Origin of the sequence: Sphingomonas parapaucimobilis NBRC 15100, from assembly GCF_000787715.1 — a bacterium.
Taxonomy (GTDB): domain Bacteria; phylum Pseudomonadota; class Alphaproteobacteria; order Sphingomonadales; family Sphingomonadaceae; genus Sphingomonas; species Sphingomonas parapaucimobilis.
The window spans coordinates 31,735-51,348 of record NZ_BBPI01000068.1 but is presented as its reverse complement, the minus strand read 5'-3'; the positions used below and the strand labels follow the sequence as shown (position 1 = coordinate 51,348).

The window sequence follows — 19,614 nt, the reverse complement described above, 5'->3', positions numbered from 1 at the left end:
AGGCAAAGTGATACAAATCAACGCGATCGGCGTCGTCGCCAATTGACTTGACCGTACGGCTTACCCATGCGTCAATCCATGATGACTCCCCTGTCGCGAATGCTGTCGCTGCCGCCCCAGCTCGAACGATATGTCGCCGAAGCCGTGGATGCGGGAGATTTTCCCGACGAACAGGCACTGCTGCTCGCCGCGATCGAGCGGATGCGGACCGACGGACCGATATCGGATGTGGGCACATGGCTGGTCGGCGGTGGCGAATGCGGCCAGCGCGTGCGGGAGAGCGACTGGTCGACAAGCCCGCTGGGGGCGATCGGCCACTGGCCGACCGTGCTGCGTACGACGGTCGCCAATATCGTCCATTCACCGATCGCGAAGGTCCTGATGTGGGGGCCGGATCATGTCATGATCTATAACGATGCCTATCGCAGCATCGCCGGGCCTCGCCACCCGGAGGCGTTTGGCGGGCTGGTTCCGGACATATGGCCCGAGATCTGGGACTGGAACCGCGACATCCTGGACCGTGGCTTTCGCGGAGAGGACATTGCCTATCGCGACCAGGCGCTGGTCGTCACGCGCGCGGGCGTCGAGGAGGAGGTCGTGTTCGACCTCTATTATACCCCCGTCTACCTCGAATGCGGCAAGGTCGGCGGCGTGATGTGCACCGTCGTCGAGAATACAGGCCGTGTGGCAGCCGAACGACGGCTGGCGGAGAGCGAGGCGGAACTGCGCATCATCACGGACTCACTGCCCGTGCTGGTTGCCTTTGTCGATCGCGACGAACGCTATCGCTTCGCCAATGACTATTACCGCGTGTTTCTGGGCACCGATCCGGAAGGTATGCTGGGCCAGCGGCTCAGCGACGTACTGACCGAAGAGGATTATGCCGAGCGTCGCCCGTTGATCGAACGGGCGCTGGCCGGGGAGGCCATCGTCGCCGATGTCCACCTGCATCACCGCGACGGCAGCCGACGCCGGGCCGAAACCCGCTACCTCCCGCGCCGCGACGACAATGGCGAGGTGATGGGTTTCCATATCCTGGTCTTCGACATCGACGAGCGCGCCCGCTATGCCGAGGAGATCGAGCGTAGCAACCGGCGGTTCCGCGCGGCGATGGACGCGGTGCATGGTGTGCTGTGGACCAATAGCGCCGATGGTCGCATGCTCGGCGAACAGCCCGGCTGGGCTGCGATCACCGGACAGACGTTCGACGAATATCAGGGCTTCGGCTGGTCGAATGCGGTCCACCCGGACGACGCCGCCGCCTCGGTCGTAGCGTGGAACGAGGCGGTTGCCGCCAAGGGGATGTTCATCCACGAACATCGCGTCCGTCGCCATGACGGGGAGTGGCGGACGTTCGCGATCCGGGGGCTGCCGATCATTGCCGCCGATGGCGAGTTGATCGAATGGGTCGGCGTCCATACCGACATCACCGACCAGCGGGCCGCCGAACAGGCCCTGCGCGATCAGGCCACCCTGCTTGCCCGTCAGGTCCATCACCGCGAGCGAGCCGAAGCCCAACTTCGCCAGCTGAACGAGACGCTGGAAACCCGTGTGATCGAGGAGATCGCGGAGCGGCGTCAGGCCGAGATGAAGCTCGCCCAGGCGCAGAAGATGGAGACGATCGGCAAGCTGACCGGCGGGGTCGCACACGACTTCAACAACCTGCTTCAGGTCGTGTCGGGCAATCTCCAGCTGCTGGGCAAGGACGTTGCGGGCAACAGTCGCGCCGAACAGCGGGTCGCCAATGCCATGGCGGGCGTGTCGCGCGGCTCGAAGCTGGCCTCGCAACTTCTCGCCTTCGGGCGGCGCCAGGCGCTGGAGCCGAAGGTCGTCAACGTTACCCGCTTCGTCCAGGGCATGGACGACATGCTCCGCCGCGCGATCGGCGAGGGCGTGGAGATCGAGACCATCGTCGGTGGCGGGCTGTGGAACACCTTCATCGATCCGGCCCAGATCGAGAATGCGCTGTTGAACCTGGCGATCAATGCGCGCGATGCGATGGACGGCCAGGGCAGGCTGACCATCGAGCTCGGCAACGCCCATCTCGACGACGATTATGCTCGCACCCATGACGAAGTGACGCCGGGCCAATATGTCATGCTCGCCGTGTCCGACACCGGCAGCGGCATGTCCGCTGATATCATCCAGAAGGTCTTCGAACCCTTCTTCTCGACCAAGAGCGAGGGCAAGGGATCGGGTCTGGGCCTGTCGATGGTCTATGGCTTCGTCAAACAGTCGGGCGGCCATGTGAAAATCTATTCCGAGGTCGGCCACGGCACCACGATCAAGCTCTATCTGCCGCGTGCGATGGAGGCCGAAGACGTCGAGGTCGCGGTCGACACCGGCCCCGTCACCGGCGGCACCGAAACCGTGCTGGTCGTCGAGGACGATGCCGAGGTGCGCGCCACCGTCGTCGAGCTGCTGTCCGACCTGGGCTACCGGGTCCTGAAGGCAGTCGATGCGCAAAGCGCGCTCAGCGTCATCGAAAGCGGCATTCCGATCGACATCCTGTTCACCGACGTCGTGATGCCCGGCACGCTGAAGAGTCCGGAACTGGCCCGCAAGGCCCGCGAGCGCCTCCCCGACATCGCGGTCCTCTTTACCTCGGGCTATACCGAGAATTCGATCGTCCATGGCGGGCGGCTGGACAAGGGTGTCGAGCTGCTGTCCAAGCCCTATACCCGCGAGGCGCTCGCCCGGAAGTTCCGGCATGTGCTCGCCAATCAGCGGCAGCGTCAGATGCCGAAGGCCGAGATTTCCGTGGCGTCGCGGGAGGCGCAGGCGACGAACGAGCCGGCCGCGCAGCCCCTGCACGATGGCCGTACGATCCTGCTGGTCGAGGATGATGACCTGATCCGCGCCAACACGGCCGAGACGCTTCAGGATGCGGGCTTCGTGGTGGTTCACGCTGTCACGGCCGAGGAAGCGATGACCGCGCTTCAGACGGCGCAGATCGATGTTCTGGTGACGGACCTGAACCTGCCGGGCGAGTCAGGCGTGGAACTGGCGGGACGGGCACGGCAGTTGCGGCCGACCCTGTCGATCATCTTTGCGACAGGTGACGGCGGCATGGCGGCCGAGGCGGCGAATATGGATGCGGCGTTGCTGACCAAGCCCTATTCGGCGAGCCAGTTGGTCAACACAATCCGCGGTCGGCTGGAAATCGTAGAGCAGGCGACCTGGCGCTGAGCCGGGCCGCCTGCTCCTTTCCGGTCAGGCCCATGCCGGAGGGGACGGCAGAGGAGCCCTTGCGAAACCGGTAAAGCGGGCTAGCGGGCCTTCCAGCCCTCGATCGCGGCGAAGGTGATGATCACCGCGAGCACCAGCAGGGCGCCCTGCAATTCCAGTGCGGTCAAATCGAACTCCATCGTCATCGGTCATTCTCCCGACTGAACTTGCCTGAACTCGTCAGAGGAAGGCCGCCCCGCTTGATGGGGACCGACCGTGCCTCTTGGTTCAGGATATACGCCCTCTTCTTTGCTGCCGTGCAGCGAGTGCGTGACAAATCATGTCCGGCAATGCGGGAGGCGAATTTCTGCGCAAAGCCCGCCTTCGGGCCGGTTGGCGAGGGTCAGCTCGCCGCCCTCGGCGGCGACCACGCGGGCGACGATCGACAATCCTAGACCAAATCCCACCGTGTCGCGGCGACGCGCGGTGTCCAGCCGCACAAATGGCTCCAGCACCAGTTCCAGCGATTCGTCGGGAATGCCGGGTCCGTCGTCCTCGACCCGGATGCGAACATCATCACCCGGATCGGCGCGCAAGGTGATGACCGCGTGCTCGCCATAATGCAGCGCATTCTCGACCAGGTTGGTCAGGGCGCGCTTCATGCCGAAACGGCGCAGGCGGCAATCGAAATGGTCCGGCCCGACATAACGGACGTCGCGGCCATGATCGGCGGCGTCGTCGGCCAGATTGGCGCACAGGATCGCCAGGTCGGTCAGCTCGGGCTGCTCGACATCCCCGTCCCCGCCCAGAAAGGCGAGGAGCGAGGAGACCATCGCCTCCATCTCCTCGATGTCCGTGCCGATCGCCTCGCGCACCTCGTCGTCGCGGATCGAGTCCGCACGCAGGCGCAGGCGGGCCAGCGGGGTGCGAAGGTCATGCCCGACCGCCGCCAGCGCGCGGGTGCGTTCGTCGATCAGTCGTCCGATGCGCGCCTGCATCCGGTTGAAGGCTCGGGTCACGTGGCGAACCTCGCCCGGCCCGCGCTCCGGCACGATCAGCGCCGCCCCCTGCCCGCCTTGCCCCCGACCCAGCTTGTCGGCGGCGCGCGCCAGCATCCGCAAGGGGTGCAGGATACGCCCGATCAGCGCACCGCTGAGCAGCATCAGCGCGATCGCCGGGATCAGCGCGAGCAACACCCGACCGAGTGCGAGATCGAGTGTCCGGACACCCTCGCGCATCCGAAAGCTGAGCAGCGATCCGTCATCCAGTCGCAGATCACCCGACACGACCGAGGTCCGCCCAGGCGAAGTCAGCCGCAAATGGATGTCGGTTGCCGCCAGCGACGGCTCCCAGTCGACGATCTGGCGCTGCATACTGTCCATCGCCGGGGCGATCTTCGGCCGCGGTGGCGCGGAGGACGACCAGCTGACGATATAGCGATCGGTGGTCAACTCACCCGCCACCTCGGGGCGTTCGCCAGCTGGCCGTTCGTTCAGGACGCGACGGGCGACGATCAGATGCCCGGCCAGACGCCGGGCTTCGTCGTCACGTACCAGGACATGGCTGGCGCGTTCGTAGAGATAGGTCGAAACCGCGAACTCGATCGTGACCGCCAGCAGCAGGATCGCGACGATCCGCCCGAGCAGGCCGACCGAAGGGCGGATCACCGCCGCTCTACCGGCACGTTCAGCATATAGCCGACGCCACGCACCGTGACGATCGGTGCGGCCCCGCCCGCCCCCGACAGCTTCCGGCGCAGGCGGCTGACCAGCACGTCGATGCTGCGGTCGGGGCTGTCCCCGATCCGCGCCCGCGACAATTCAATCAGCCGTTCGCGCGCGACGACGCGCTGCGCATTGTCCAGAAAGGCGACGAGCAGGTCGAATTCCGCCCCCGTCAACTCGACCTGCGCGCCCGAGGGCGACATCAGCTCGCGGCGCGGAAGGTTCGCGGTCCAGCCGTCAAAGCCCAATATCCCGGCCTCGCGCTCGCCCGGCGTGTTCTCCAGCCCACCGCGACGCAGGACGGCGCGGATGCGCGCGACCAGCTCGCGGGTCCCGAAGGGCTTGGCCAGATAATCGTCCGCGCCCAGTTCAAGCCCGACGACCCGGTCGACCTCGCTGCCCTTGGCGCTGATGAAGATGATGGGAACCGCGCTTTTCTGGCGCACCTGGCGGCACAGGTCGATGCCGCTGGTCCCGGGCAGCATGATGTCGAGCAGGATCAGGTCGATCTGCCCGACCTCCAGCGCCTGCCACATTTCCGGCGCGGCATTGGCCAGCTTCACGGCGAAACCGTTCTCCTGAAGCGCGCGTGCGGTCAGGGTCCGAAGGGCGGGATCGTCCTCGACGATCAGGATGGTGGGCGGCGTCACCCCCTTTGGCTAGGCAGGTCCCGTCCGCGCGTCAACGTCTTCGCCCGGCCGATCCGCGTCCAGCCGCGTCAGCCCTGCGGCATAAAGCCGACCGCGTTCGGCATAGCCGGTGGCGGAGGCACGCAGCCGCGCGATCTGGTCGGGATCCAGCGCTTGGACGGCGCGCGCTGGCGCACCGACGATCAGGCTGCCGGGTGGAAACGCCTTTCCCTCCGTGACCAGCGCGCCTGCGCCGACCAGTGACCCCGCCCCGATCACCGCATCGTTCAGCACGATAGCCCCCATGCCGATCAGACACCCCTCACCGACGGTGCAGCCGTGCAGGATCGCCCGGTGCCCGACGGTACAATCCGCCCCGATGGTCAGCGGGCTGCCGGGATCCGAATGAAGGACCGCGCCGTCCTGGATATTCGTCCGCGCGCCGACCTGGACCGGGCCGTTATCGGCGCGGATCACCGCCCCGAACCACAGGCTGACCTGTTCGCCCAGCACGACCTCGCCGATGACGTCGGCCGAGGGGGCGATCCAGGCGGTATCGTGGACGACGGGGTGACGATCTTCCAACGCGTGAAGCGGCATCAGGCCGTCTCCTTTGACTTGGCCTTCGCACGATAGCGGTGGAGCAGCGGCTCGGTATAGCCATTGGGTTGCGCCACCCCCTCGAAGATCAGCGCGCGGGCCGCCTGCATCGCCAGGCCGTCCTTCGTCATCGGCCGGTAGAGCGGATCGCCCGCATTCTGCGCATCGACCTTGGCCGCCATGCGCGCCAGTGCTTCCTCGACCTGATCGGCGGTGACGATGCCGTGATGCAGCCAGTTGGCGATATGCTGCGACGAGATGCGCAGCGTCGCCCGGTCCTCCATCAGGCCGATATCGTGGATGTCGGGGACCTTGGAACACCCCACTCCCTGATCGATCCATCGCACGACATAGCCGAGCAGCCCTTGCGCATTATTGTCGAGTTCGGCCGCGACCTCTTCGGCCGACCAGTCGGGTGCCTTGGCAATAGGCGGCGTGAGCAGCCGTTCGAGCGATGCGACAGGCTCGGCGGCCCTTGCGGCCTGACGGGCGGCGACGTCGATCCGGTGATAATGGGTGGCATGCAGGGTAGCCGCGGTCGGCGATGGCACCCAGGCGGTCGAGGCGCCCGATCGCGGATGCGCACCCTTTTGCGCGAGCATGTCGGCCATCCGGTCTGGGGCCGCCCACATGCCCTTGCCGATCTGCGCGCGGCCCGAAAAACCGCAGGCCAGCCCGATCTGGACGTTGCGATCCTCATAGGCCGCGATCCAGTCGCATTCCTTCATCGCTGCCTTTCGCACCACCGGGCCGCCCAGCATCGCGGTATGGATTTCATCGCCAGTACGGTCGAGAAAGCCCGTATTGATAAAGACGATCCGGTCTTTCACGACATGGATACAGGCGGCCAGATTGGCCGATGTGCGCCGCTCCTCGTCCATCACACCGATCTTGATGCGATGCCGGGCAAGGCCCAGCATGTCCTCGACCGCGTCGAACAGGCGGTCGGCAAAAGCGGCTTCCTCCGGCCCGTGCATCTTGGGCTTGACGATATAGATCGAGCCTTCCCGCCGTGCCGCGATCAGGCTGGTGACGATCGCGTCGAGGATGCCCTCGGGCGCTTCGCGACCGTCCGCCAGCCGGATCGCGGGCGTGGTCATCAGATGGCCGACATTGCGCACGAACAACAGGCTGCGTCCGGGCAGCGCGAAGGCGGTGCCGTCGGGCGCGCGATATTGGCGGTCGGCCGCCAGTGTTCGCGTGATGGAGCGACCGCCCTTTTCGACCTGTGCCGACAGCGTGCCGTCGATCAGGCCGAGCCAGTTGGCATAGCCAGCGACCTTGTCCTCGGCATCCACCGCCGCGATCGAGTCTTCCAGGTCGCAGATGGTGGTCAGTGCCGACTCCAGCACGATGTCCGCGATCCCGGCCGCGTCGGTGCGACCGATGGGGTGAGCGGGATCGACCACGACCTCGATGTGCAAACCGTGATGGCGGAACAGCCAGCCCTTCTCGCTCCGCCCCCGGAACAGCGACGGATCTTCGAGCCGCTCGACGGCCGTGGCAAGGTCGGGCACGTCGTTCCAGCCACCGGCAATCGGCAGCGCCTCGTCGAGAAATCCCCGCGCCCAACGGATCACCGCCGCCCCGCGCTCCGGGTCATAGCCGGTCGCGCCCGAAACCGGCGCGATGGCATCGGTGCCATAAAGCGCGTCGTACAGGCTGCCCCAGCGGGCATTGGCGGCATTGAGAAGGAAGCGCGCATTGAGCATCGGCACGACCAGCTGCGGCCCGGCGCGCGACGCGACCTCCTCGTCCACATCGTTCGGCGCGATGGTAAAGGGCGCGGGCTCGGGAACCAGATAGCCGATCCCGGTCAGGAAGGCCCGCTGCGCCGCTCCATCGCGTGCGCCGCCTTGTCGATACCAGTGATCGATCTGCACCTGCAGCGCGTCGCGACGGCGCAGCAGGGCGTCGTTCTCGGGGGCAAGGCGGGTGACGATATCGGCCATCCCGGCCCAGAAACGATCCGGATCGACGCCGCTGCCGGGCAGGGCATGGTCCTCCAGGAAACGGACGAGAGCAGGCGCGACGGACAGTCCATGGCGGTCGATCATGCGGCTCTCCTGAAGCATCGAAACTCTCCTCTTGCCTTATGACCGGCATGATAGGGCATCGCCATTTACTCCGGTAGTCAGATAATCGAACAGCTGTCGATCGCTGGAGGAACGAATGGACCCCGATATCGCGTTGTTCGTCGACGTCGTTCGCGAGGGCAGCCTGGCGGGTGCGGCGCGTCTGTGGCGCCTGTCGCCTGCCATGGCGTCGAAGCGGATCGCCCGGCTGGAGAGCCGTTTGGGGGTGCGGCTGCTGCACCGTACGACCCGCCGTCTGGCCCCGACCACGGCCGGGGCGGCCTTTCATGCGGAGGTCGCGCCGCTAATTGCCGGGCTTCGCGCGGCCGAGGCTCGGGTGACGCAGCATGACGGCGACCCCGCCGGTCCGCTTCGCGTGAGTGCGCCGACGTCGTTCGGTCGAATGTGGATCGCGCCATATCTGACCCCGTTCCTCGATCGCTATCCGGCAATACGGCTTCGGCTCGATCTGACCGACACTTTCATCGACATGATCGACGGCGGTATCGATCTGGCGATCCGGATCACCGCGACGCCGCCTTCCGGATTGGCGGCCCACCGACTGGCCGACAACCGGCGGGTTCTGTGCGCCAGCCCGGCCTATCTCGCCAGAGCCGGGACGCCCGGAAGCATTGCGGATCTTGCCGACCATGCGCTGCTGGCCGCCCAGGGCCAGTTTCCCTGGCGACTGACGGGCGCGACGGTGAACGGCGAGAGCCGTGTCGAAACTGCGTCCAGTGAAGTGGTTCGCGAACTGGTCCTTGGCGGTGCGGGGATCGCGCTTCGCTCGCTATGGGACGTCGGCGACGCCTTGGCGGATGGACGGCTGAGCCGCGTTCTGCCCGGCCACGAAGGCTCGGCAGCGGTCGGGATCTGGGCGGTCCATGCGGCGGCGGGGGTGCCCATGGCCGTACCCGCATTGCTTGGCCATCTGCGCGAGGTCTGGCGCGATACGGCATGGATGACATGACGTCCCCGTCATTTTCCCGTGCATCGGCTAAGCGGAGCCTCTAGGCACGGACCAACAGGGTTTAGGGAGATACGGGTCGATGGCAGGTGGTCTGGTCGCATTGCTGGACGACGTCGCGGCGATCGCCAAGCTGGCGGCGGCATCGTTGGACGATGTCGCGGGCGCGTCGGCGCGGGCGGGCGCGAAGGCGGCGGGCGTGGTCATCGACGATACCGCCGTCACCCCGCGCTATGTCGTCGGGCTGGCCCCGCAACGTGAGTTGCCGATCATCGGCAAGATCGCGCTGGGTTCGCTGCGCAACAAGCTGATCTTCCTGCTGCCCGCCGCCTTGCTGCTCAGCGCTTTCGCCCCCTGGGCGATCACCCCGATCCTGATGGCGGGCGGCGCGTTCCTGTGCTTCGAGGCGAGCGAGAAGATCCTCGAAACACTGACCGGCCATCATGCCCAGGCGGAGGACGCCACGCCGGTCGACGCCAGGCAGCTGGAGGAGCGCCAGGTATCCGGCGCGATCCGAACCGACCTGATCCTGTCGGCGGAGATCATGGCGATCGCCCTGTCGGAACTGCCCGACCTGTCGATCGGTACCCAGGCCATCGCCCTGGCGCTCGTCGGCATCGCGATCACGGTGGGCGTGTACGGCGTGGTCGCCGCCATTGTGAAAATGGACGATATCGGCCTGCATCTGGCCCGTCGCGACAATGCGACCGCGCAGGCGGTCGGGCGTGGCCTGGTCAAAGCGATGCCGGTCGTCCTGCGCGTGCTGGCGATCGTCGGCACCGCCGCAATGGTCTGGGTCGGTGGCGGGATCATCGTCCACGGCATGGAGGAATTCGGGCTGACCACCCTGCCCCATCTGATCCACGGCACCGCGCATCATGCGGGCGAGGCGCTGCCCGTCGGCGGTGCGGTGGCCGAGTGGCTGGTCGGCGCAATCGGCTCGGCCATTGTCGGCCTCGTCATCGGCGCAGTCATCGTCGGCGTGCTGCACCTGATCCCCAGCAAGAAGGCGCATTAAGCCCGGTCACGCGGCCCGGACGCCGTCGACCTCCATCACATCCGGGGTCAGCAGGTGGCCGGTCACGGCCACCGACTTGCCGACATGGTCGATGGGAACGCGCATCAGGCGCAGTTCCAGATGCTTGCCGTCATCACCTTCCAGCACAAAGGCACCGCCTCGCCGGACCAGACGACCGCTCCAGACGAGCGATGGGGTGGTGTCGGCGCTATCGTTCGTCGTCATGGTCATCCAATGCTGACAGGCCTGCACGGGTTCCGGATCAGGCCGCCCGCGCGACCCGGTCCCGTCCGCTGCGCTTTGCTTCGTAGAGCGCAGCGTCGGCGCGACGGATCATGGCCGCCACGTCTTCGCAAGGACGCCACTCCGTCACGCCAGCGCTGAACGTGACGGTGATCGCCTGGCTGCCGACCAGGAGCGGGGTGCTGGCGATCTCCCGCCGCAAGCGCTCGACGATGCCCATCGCGCCATCAAGCGTTGCGCCGGGAAAAAGGATCGCGATTTCCTCGCCGCCATAGCGAGCGACGACATCGTTCGACTTTACGCCCTTCAGGAGGCGAGCCGCCATCCGCACCAGCACTTCGTCGCCCGCGCCATGGCCATAACCGTCATTGATGCGCTTGAAATGATCGATATCGATCAGTGCGAAGGTAAAGCGATGATCCTGTGCAATCGCCTGGTCACGTGCATCCTGCAGCGCGACCATCAGGGTCCGGCGATTGGCCAGTCCGGTCAGCGGATCGGTGCTGGCCAGGCGGTCGAGCTGTTCATTGGCGGTACGCAGCGCGCTCGTCCGCTCCTCGACCATGGCCTCCAGCATTCGCGCGCGACGGCGGACGACCGTGGTGATGAGCCAGAAGGTCGCCCCCAGCAACAATGCGAACAGCATGGCCAGCCCGATCCGTCCGAACCAGCTTTCATACCATTGCGGATCGACGGTGATCTCGACGCGACGCTCGACGATCCGTGCGCCCAAGCCCGGAACATAGGCCCGGAGTTCCAGGCTATAGGTGCCGGCCGGAAGGTTCGTATAGGTCGCGCTGGCAGGCGTGCCCGCAGGCACCATCATCCACGTCTCGTCGAACCCATCCAACCGATAGCCGTAGCGGATCGTCTCGGGCGCATCGTAATCGGCCAGCGCAAAGCCGATCCGCAGGGTCCGCCCGTCCTTGCCCCAGCGCAGCGTCAGCGCCTTGACGGCCGAGTCCACGGCCAGCGCATGGCCGTCGATATCCGCCGAACTGACGATCAACGGCCCCGGACGGGCACGGCTCAGCCGCCCCAGCAGGATATCGGGTTGCAAGACGATCAGCCCATCGGGAGCACCGAACAGCAGCGACCCGTCCGCCATGCGCGCCGCCGCCCGCTGGTTGAACGCCGTGGCGCTCAATCCATCGCGCTGGCTCATGACCCGCACATTGCGGCTCGCCGGATCGATGACCGAGATACCCCCGGCACTCGCGACCCAGGGACGTTGCCGGGCGTCGAGGACAAGGGACGCGACATTGTCCCCTGCCAGCCCCTGCGCTTCCCCAATCGCACGGAAACGCCAGCCACCTGCCGCCGCCTGGCCAAGGGCTACGCCGCCATAGGTTCCCACCCATATCTCGCGCCCGGCCGGAATGATCGAACCGGCATAGTCCTGCGGCAAGCTGCCCGGCCTGGGCGACCGGCTGGAAAAATTGGTGAACTTGCCCCTTGGCAGATCGAGATGACCGATACCGCCGGGAGTGGCCACCAGCACGCTGCCGTCGGGCCGTGTGACGATATTGATGACTTCGTTGTTGGGCAGGCTGTGCGGGTCGGCGGCATCATGTTCGAACACCCGCACCTGTCCGTCGCTGCGCCGTCGAACGAACAGGCCCTTGTAGGTGCCGATCAACAGGACATCGGGCGTCTCGGCCAGCGAGATGACCGGAAGGTCGCCGAGCCCGTTCACGGTCAATGCATGCTGGGACAGGCTGCGCGGATCGATCGCGACGACCCCGCGCGCGCCGACCAGGATAGTGCCGTCCGACGACTCCAGCAGCGCCTTGATATCCTGCCCGCCATGCTCACCGTTCAGGGTCAGCCGACGAACCCGCCCCGCCTTTCGGTCGAGCGCGTCCACGGTCCCGTTGCTCAGACCCAGCCAGACCTGATCATGCCGGTCGACCATGATCCCACGAACATTGTCGTCCGACAGCGACATGCGCGGATCAGGCATCGCCGATCCGATACGCAGCGTTCCACCGCCCAGCCCCTGCGTCCGCGCCGCGCCCATTTCCGTCGCGGCCCAGACGCCCCCCGCCCCGTCCAGCGCCAGTGCGCGCACCGTATCACCCGGCAGGGACATCGGGTTTGCGCCCAGATGCCGGATCGCCGTCACCGAGAAATGATTGCTGGGATCGATCAGCACGATCCCCATGCCATCGGTGCCAACCCACAGTCGCCCCCGTTCGTCTTCGGCGATCGCCCTGATCGTTCGGTGCCCGATCAGGGGGGCGGAACCGCGCAATACAGGGATTTGTGAAAAACGTGGCGTAACGCCCCGATCATGCGACAGGTAGACGCCGTCCGAACCTGTCCCGACCCATAGCCGCCCGTGCCGATCGCGCAGGATTGACCAGATGTCACGGCTGTCCGCGGCATCCACGAGCGATGTCGCCTGGAACCGCCCGGCCCCGGCAGGTCGCACCCACAGTCCGCCCTCGCACCCCGCCCAAAGCGTGCCATCCGCATCGCGATACACCGCGAACGCGCCCTCTCGCCGGCCGTCGGGCGACCGAATCGCCAAGCCTGCCATGGCGTCGAGTTGATCCGCCTTGGCGATAAAGTGATGAACGCCCCCGTCCGACGCGATATAGGCCCCGCCCGATCCATCCGGGGTAAAGCCGAAAATGCGGCTGCCGGTCGGTCCATTCCGGGCCTTCAGCCGGATAAATCGATCGCTTGCCGGTTCGTAACGCGCCAGGCCTCCGACATTGGTGCCGATCAACAGCCCGCCATCGGGCAGCGCCAAAAGCGAGCGGACATAATTATCCGGCAGCGAAAAGGGATCGCTCGACAAGGCCTTGAAGCTACGGACACGCTGCCCGTCATAGCGGATCAGACCGCCGCGCGTGCCGATCCACATGGTCCCGTCGCTGGCGCGCACGACTGCCGTCGCGGTGATGTGCGGCAGGCGCACCGCATCGCCAAGCCGCGTGAAGCTGGCCCATTGCCATGCTGCCCACGGATCGCTGCGTGCCTCTCCCCGGACCATGGCGGGCAGACACAGGAGCAATAAAAGGGCAGCGGCACCGAAGGATCGGAAGCGCATCAAATCATCATCCCGCGCCCCTTCTAAGAATGGTTCCATAAAAGGATATTAATTTCGATCAACGCGTCGATCGGCCCTATCGGTCATGCTCCGTGGGGCGATGTAACTGCAGGGCGGCCATCTGCGGTCTTGGAACAGGTTCGAGTTGCGACACTCAATCGACGGAGATTCCGATGACCGACGATGCGATGAACCTGCAGGCGCTGTTGGAAAAGAGCGCGGATGCAGATTTTCTGCGCAAGATAACGGCTTTGCCGCGCAACATTTGATGGGCATGGACGTCGGCGGCCTGACCGGTGCAGGCTCCGGCAAGAAGAGCAGATCGTCTCGCGGATCGGAATGGCTACTGGGCGCGCGACCGGAAAACCCGCGCCGGTACGGTCGAACTGCGCATACCACGCTTGCGAAAGGGCAGTTACTGCCGGCGTTCCTCGACCGGCCCATCAAGGGCGACTGGCCTATGTTTGGGTGGACGCAACGTACCTGAAGGTGCGGCAAGCGGGCCGCATCATCTTGGTGGCGATCACCATCGCGATTGGTGTGAACGGCGACGGCGGGCGGGACGTGCTGGTCTACATGTCGTTCCCACCGCAGCATCGCATCAAGCTGCACTTGACCAATCCGCTCGAACGTCTGAACTTTGGGATCAAGCGGCGCACCGGCGTGGTCGGCATCTTTCCCGACGAGGAGGCCGTTACACGCCTCGTCGGCGCCTTACTGCTCGAGCAGAACGATGAATGGGCAGTCCAGCGGAGCCGCTCCCTGATGCTGGAGAGTGTCGCGCGATTGGGCGATGATCCAGCCGTCTCGCTGCCAGCCATGGCAGCCTGACCATCCCGGCCTGGCCGGAAGATCGGTGCGGGTACGCCGCCAAAGCTGCACCATCCCGCGGGGCACGCCCCTGTCCGATCATCCAGGCGTAACCGTCATCTGCCCAAATGGAACGCCGTTTATGATCATACCAATTGACGATCAATTCGAGTACCAATAAGTATTTCATCTTCTCTTAATTTTTAAATCATTACTTCTCAATATTTTATGTGGCGCCACAGGTTCTTGTGAGCCTTCAAAGGTAGTGTACCATTGAAAATCATGCCCTGTTCTTGCAAGCATGACCCTTAGAGTAAAAGCGTTAAACAAGCGTGCTCGCTATCCTGAGGGGGGGGAGGCGGTAAATCCGTCAATATCGTCAAGTGAGTTCACCAGAATTGGCGGCCGATGACATCGGCAAAGATAAGCCGATCCGGCTGAACGAGCGGAGCGCAATCATCAAGTTTATCAAGGGGGAGTACATGAAAAATATAGGATTTTTGTTCGCCACCAGTGCAGTGATGGCGATCTGCACCGTCCCGGCCGCGGCGCAGTCGAACCAGGGGCAGACGCAGCAATCGACGGACGACGCCGCCAAAAGCGAGAGCCGCAAGAATGCGGAGCGCGAGGATATTGAGTCGGATGCCCGCGGTCAGGCCCAGGGCGCCGATACGGCATCGGGTGACGTCGTCGTCACCGGCTCGCGCATCGTCAATCCGAACCTCGCCTCGGCCGCGCCGATCCAGGCCGTCTCCGCGCAGGAGATCAAGTTAAGCGGTGCGGTCAACGTCGAGGACGTGCTGAACCGCCTGCCGCAGGTCGTGCCCTACGCGCCCCAGGCCGATGACGAAGGCAACGGCACCGGACGCATCAACCTGCGCAATATCGGTGGTTCCGGCGGCGCGGCGCTGATCCTGCTCGACGGCATGCGCCTGGGCGGTCAGGTCTCCGCCGACATCAACACGATCCCGCCCGCGCTCATCCAGCGCGTCGATGTCCTGACCGGAGGGGCCGCGGCCGTTTACGGCCCCGACGCACTGACCGGCGTGGTCAATTTCGTTCTGAAGAAGAATTTCGAGGGGGTGCAGGTCGACGCCAATTACGGCTTCTTCAATCACCTCAACCGTCGCAACATCGTGACCGACACCGCGCAGTCGCGCGGCTTCGCCTATCCGCTGGGCATGACCAATGACGGGGGGCGCGCGACCATCAACGTCACGGCGGGCACGCGCCTGTTCGACGACCGACTGTCGCTGTCGGGCTATTTCAGCTATCGCCACACCGACAACCTGCCCTACACGTCGCGCTCGACCCAGGCCTGTCACCTGCTTCAGGCCGGTATCGACGGCGCGCTGAGCTGCGACACCACGCTCTATTCGCCCAACGGCGTGATCCAGCGGTTGAACGACGGTGCCATGTTCACCAATGCGCGTGACGGCAGCCGCACCTTCCGGCCCTTCAACAACACCCAAGACGCGACGACCGATCGCCAGAACCGGATGGACAGCAGCTACCAGATGCTGCGCGGCAACGAACGGTACAATGCGGGCGGCTTCCTGTCGTTCAAGGCGACGGACTGGGCCGAGCTGTACGGCAGCTACATGTACACCAAGAACCGCAGCCAGGGCACCTACAGCCCGGCAACCGCGCCAATCCAGGCGCGTGATGGCGGGTATCAGCTGAACTGCAACAACCCGCTGATGTCGGCCCAGCAGGCGCAGACCCTTTGCGGCGCTGCAGCGGGTACTTCGGCGACCGTCCCGATCGACTTCGGCTATCGCTTTGCGAAGCTGCCGACCCAGACCATCGATTACCAGCAGTTCTACAACCGTGCAGCCCTGGGCGTGCGGGGCGATTTTGGCGGAGCCTGGCATTATGACGTCGGTGGCGTCTGGGCCAAGGCGCTGCTCAAGAGCGCGATCAACCGCAACTGGGACCCCTCGCTCGACAACATCGCCAAAGCGCTGAACGTCGTCAACGTGAACGGCGTGCCGACCTGCGTGTCGAAGGTCAACGGCACCGATCCGAACTGCGTGCCGCTGGACATCTTCCAGGGTGGCAACAGCGATCGGGCCTCCTACAACTATATCTTCCAGTGGGCACCGAACGGTCCCACCCGGAACGTCCGCTATTTCCTGGACGGCCAGGCCAATATCAGCGGTGATCTCGGCCATTACGGTATCCGCTCACCGCTCGCGACCGACGGCATGCAGGTGAGCTTTGGTGCGGAAATCCGGCGTGACATCGCCACCAACTTCACCAGCGCCGCCTATAACAGCATCATCCAGAACACACCCAACCCCTCCTCCTCGGCACGGGGGACGCAGACGGCCAAGGAACTGGCGACTGAAATCCAGCTGCCCCTGGTCCAGGACCAGTCCTGGACCCATTTGCTGGGCTTCAGCGGTGGGTATCGCGCGTCGAACTACAGCACGTCGTCGCGGACCTTCTTCAGCACCTGGAAGCTGGAGGGCACCTGGGCACCCACGCGCGATATCCGGTTCCGCGTGGCGCGCAACTTCGCCTCGCGCGCACCCAATGTCTTCGAGGCGACATCGAACATCAACTACGGCCGCAACATCAACTTCCGTGACCCCTGCGGCGCCAATCCGAACGGGGGTGCCCCGGTCGCCAGCAAGGAAATCTGCGCGTTGCAGCCCGGTTTCCAGCCATCGACCTATGGCAGCGCCGACCTGAACTGTCCGCAGGAAGGCTGTATCTACCGCTTCGGCGCGGTGGACCCCAAGCTGGGGCCGCAGACCGCCAACACCCTGACCTATGGCCTGGTGCTGACCCCGCGCTTCCTGCCGCGGTTCAGCTTCTCGGTGGATCATTACGAGATCCGCTACACCAACCAGATCGTCGATCTGGACCAGGACAGCGTCTATGCCAACTGCCTCGGCTATGCCAAGGACCCCACCGAACTGAACAGGATCTCGTGTCAGCAGTTCGTACGCAATGGCCAAGGCAAGCTGTTCGGCAGCATCAACAACCCGAATTCAGGCTTCGTCAGCTCGATGGTGCTCAACGTGCCGAACCAGACCGGCACGACCGGCTATGACTTCCAGGCGCATTATGACCTGCCGGTCGCCTCGGGCACCTTCGCCACCGACTTCAACGGCGGTCTCGTGACCAGCGCGGCGTCGGTCGCCAACCAGTCGGGCAGTGTCGGCTATTTCGGTGACGGCGTGGGCAACCCCATTCCGAAGTGGCGTCACAATCTGCGCGGCACCTTTACGGGCGCGGAAGGCCTGTTCCAGCTCTCGCTGAACTGGCGCTATATCTCGGCCACCGAGAGCGGCACGCTGCGCACCCAGGCCCAGAAGACGTTCGCACGTATCCCCAATTATAGCTATTTCGACCTGGCGGCGAACGTGAACATCGCCAAGCGGATGACGCTGGGCGTGACGATCAACAACCTGCTGGACAAGGACCCGCCGATCATCCCGGCGCGGGGCGGTGCCCTGACCTATTCGATCAACGGCTGGCAGAATTCGCCGGTCAATTTCTACGACATCTACGGTCGTTACATCCAGTTTTCGGTCACGACGAACTTCTGATCCGAGACGCGATGCAATGCCTGTCCCCGCCAGCCACGCTGGCGGGGATTTTTTATGGGATCGCGGCCAGCGTGCTGGCGCTTGGGCAATCATCCGGAACCCTGCCTGGCCCCGGCCGATAGACAAGCCGCACACGGCTCGGCCCAGTGGGGCTACAGGCCGCAAGATGATAGTCGCGCGCCAGCACCTCGTGCAGCACGGCCCGCGTCGCGCGGTTGCCGAAGGCGAAGCGGGGATAGTCGTCGACAATCGCGCCGGGCCGCGTCGCCAGGATACGGCGGATCTCGGCGACCGGATCAACGCCGATCGCGGCGCGGCTGGCCTCGTCCTGCGTGTTCAGATGGCCGGGGAACACCCATTTCGAAGGCAGGCAGCTATGCGTCAGCATGTAGAGCGCCGGATAGCCGTCATAGACATAGAGGCATCCGCGCGCCGGGGTGGCGGCCTGAGCGACCGCGTTCGCCTCGGCCGCGCCGCCCTTGGTCCGCTCGCTCAACGCCAGCACGATCTGCCCCGCCGCGAAGATCGCGAGGACGAACGCCACCGTCCCACCGCGCCGCCAGCGGGCCAGCGCGGGCGCGGCGACCAGCACGGCGGGTAAGATAATGGGCAGCGCATAATGCGGGCTGCCGAAGCGACCATAGAGCAGCACCGCCGCACTCGCGACCGCCAGCCAGAGGAGCAGGAAATGAAACCCCTCGCGCTGCTCTGCCGGGACATGCCGCCACGGCCGCCCGAAGCCGATCACCAGCAATAGCGGCGACAAGATGCCAAGGCAGGTCACCAGCCCTTCCAACTCGTCGGCCAGTGGCCGCGCCGCCTGTCCACCGACCGACAGGAAATTGGCGAAAAGCCAGGCTTGCCCCTGTCCCGCTGCGGCGTAGACACCAAACGCCATCAGGGTCGGCAGCAAGGCCAGCGAGACCCAGATCAGCGCAAGACCCACCAGCCGCACCGGTGCCGCCCGCGCGCGCCAGCCCTGCCACAACAGGATGCAGCCAAAGACGACACCCTCGGGCAGCACCGAATATTTGATCTGGAGCGCGACGCCGACCGACGCCATCGCCGCCAAGCCGCACGGTAACAGCCGCCCCTGCCGCTCGACCACGCGCATAACTGCGCTCGCGGCGATCAGCATCAGCGCGTTGTAGAAGACGGGCGACTGTCCCCCTTCTCCCTCCATCAGGTTCAGCCAGAGGATATAGAGGATCGCCGCCGCGACCGCAGCGCCCGGCCCCGTGAAGCGGCGCGCCACCCGCTGGATGCCGAAGGCAGTGGCGATGACGAAGCCGGTCGCGACCAGCTTATAGGCGAGGAACCCGGCCTCTCCGAACAGGCCGCCCAGCCACCGCGCCCCCGCATATAGCAGGAACAGCCCGATCGGCTTGCGGTCGAAAATATCGATATAGGGCCAAGCCCCGTGGAGCATGCGCTCGCCGACCAGCAGATAGAATTGCTCGTCGAAGCCGATGACCGGATTTCCAAAGGTTCGCGCCCGTACCACCAGCGCGACCAGCGTCAGCACCAGCAGGACGCCGCCCTGCCCCCGCGCCTGTCCCCATTGTTGTCCCGTGCTCATACCACGCGCGGGTGGGTCGCTTTACGGGCAAAGGCAAGGAGAAATGGCGCGGGCGGTTGCGCGTCGCCTGTTCCCCGTCAGGCCCATAGGCATGGTCGAAATCGGATAGAGGCGCGGTTCCGCCCCGGTCGGCTCGGGATGTTCCGGCGAGCGCCGGACCGTTCCGGCGCGAGACAGAGATGA

11 protein-coding genes and 1 pseudogene are annotated in these 19,614 nt (G+C 65.4%); 5 read left to right on the top strand and 7 right to left on the bottom strand.

From position 1 onward, the window contains the following. Nucleotides 1-78 precede the first annotated feature (78 nt). Nucleotides 79-3,189 carry a PAS domain-containing protein gene (locus tag SP5_RS11750; RefSeq protein WP_245613474.1) on the top strand — a complete coding sequence of 1,037 codons (3,111 nt, stop codon included), beginning with the start codon at nucleotides 79-81 and terminating at the stop codon, nucleotides 3,187-3,189. A gap of 317 nt (nucleotides 3,190-3,506) precedes the next feature. Here the strand turns inward: SP5_RS11750 and SP5_RS11745 are convergent, their stop codons facing one another. The 4 genes from SP5_RS11745 to SP5_RS11730 are packed head-to-tail and all read right to left on the bottom strand — an operon-like array spanning nucleotide 3,507 to nucleotide 8,178. Further along, the gene (locus tag SP5_RS11745) at nucleotides 3,507-4,835 is read right to left on the bottom strand and encodes an ATP-binding protein (protein ID WP_042488781.1); all 1,329 of its coding nucleotides are present in this window, start codon (nucleotides 4,833-4,835) and stop codon (nucleotides 3,507-3,509) included. Further along, a complete protein-coding gene (locus SP5_RS11740) occupies nucleotides 4,832-5,542 on the bottom strand; it encodes a response regulator (protein WP_042488779.1) in 711 nt (236 codons plus the stop codon). Before SP5_RS11740 ends, SP5_RS11745 begins: the two co-directional genes overlap by 4 nt. Before the next feature lie 9 nt (nucleotides 5,543-5,551). Continuing rightward, nucleotides 5,552-6,121, bottom strand: coding sequence for a gamma carbonic anhydrase family protein (locus SP5_RS11735; RefSeq protein WP_042488776.1), 570 nt, complete (start codon nucleotides 6,119-6,121; stop codon nucleotides 5,552-5,554). After that, on the bottom strand, nucleotides 6,121-8,178 hold the full coding sequence (locus SP5_RS11730) for a malate synthase G (RefSeq protein ID WP_174435538.1): 2,058 nt from the start codon (nucleotides 8,176-8,178) through the stop codon (nucleotides 6,121-6,123). The genes SP5_RS11735 and SP5_RS11730 overlap by 1 nt, the downstream gene beginning before the upstream one ends. 115 nt (nucleotides 8,179-8,293) lie before the next feature. Here SP5_RS11730 and SP5_RS11725 point away from each other — a divergent pair, with 115 nt between their 5' ends. Both SP5_RS11725 and SP5_RS11720 read left to right on the top strand, forming a co-directional pair. Beyond that, nucleotides 8,294-9,166, top strand: coding sequence for a LysR family transcriptional regulator (locus SP5_RS11725; protein WP_042488769.1), 873 nt, complete (start codon nucleotides 8,294-8,296; stop codon nucleotides 9,164-9,166). A gap of 79 nt (nucleotides 9,167-9,245) precedes the next feature. Further along, nucleotides 9,246-10,181 (top strand): DUF808 domain-containing protein, encoded by a 936-nt coding sequence (locus tag SP5_RS11720; RefSeq protein ID WP_042488767.1) that lies wholly within the window; start codon nucleotides 9,246-9,248, stop codon nucleotides 10,179-10,181. A 6-nt stretch (nucleotides 10,182-10,187) separates the two neighbouring features. Here the strand turns inward: SP5_RS11720 and SP5_RS11715 are convergent, their stop codons facing one another. Together SP5_RS11715 and SP5_RS11710 are read right to left on the bottom strand one after the other, a co-directional pair. Then, entirely contained in the window at nucleotides 10,188-10,406 is a 219-nt protein-coding gene (locus SP5_RS11715) for a DUF5818 domain-containing protein (protein ID WP_042489002.1), read from the bottom strand. A 37-nt stretch (nucleotides 10,407-10,443) separates the two neighbouring features. Then, the gene (locus tag SP5_RS11710) at nucleotides 10,444-13,446 is read right to left on the bottom strand and encodes a ligand-binding sensor domain-containing diguanylate cyclase (RefSeq protein ID WP_167334706.1); all 3,003 of its coding nucleotides are present in this window, start codon (nucleotides 13,444-13,446) and stop codon (nucleotides 10,444-10,446) included. A 209-nt stretch (nucleotides 13,447-13,655) separates the two neighbouring features. Between SP5_RS11710 and SP5_RS18800 the strand changes: the two are divergent. Continuing rightward, nucleotides 13,656-14,313 (top strand): annotated as a pseudogene (locus tag SP5_RS18800) (transposase). A gap of 461 nt (nucleotides 14,314-14,774) precedes the next feature. Next, nucleotides 14,775-17,852: a TonB-dependent receptor domain-containing protein gene (locus SP5_RS11700; protein WP_157013694.1), complete on the top strand. Its 3,078-nt coding sequence runs from the start codon at nucleotides 14,775-14,777 to the stop codon at nucleotides 17,850-17,852. Between the two features lie 52 nt (nucleotides 17,853-17,904). On the opposite strand, the gene SP5_RS11695 is transcribed toward SP5_RS11700, so the two are convergent. Continuing rightward, the gene (locus SP5_RS11695; RefSeq protein WP_052811520.1) at nucleotides 17,905-19,431 is read right to left on the bottom strand and encodes a glycosyltransferase family protein; all 1,527 of its coding nucleotides are present in this window, start codon (nucleotides 19,429-19,431) and stop codon (nucleotides 17,905-17,907) included. Between the last annotated feature and the right edge of the window lie 183 nt (nucleotides 19,432-19,614).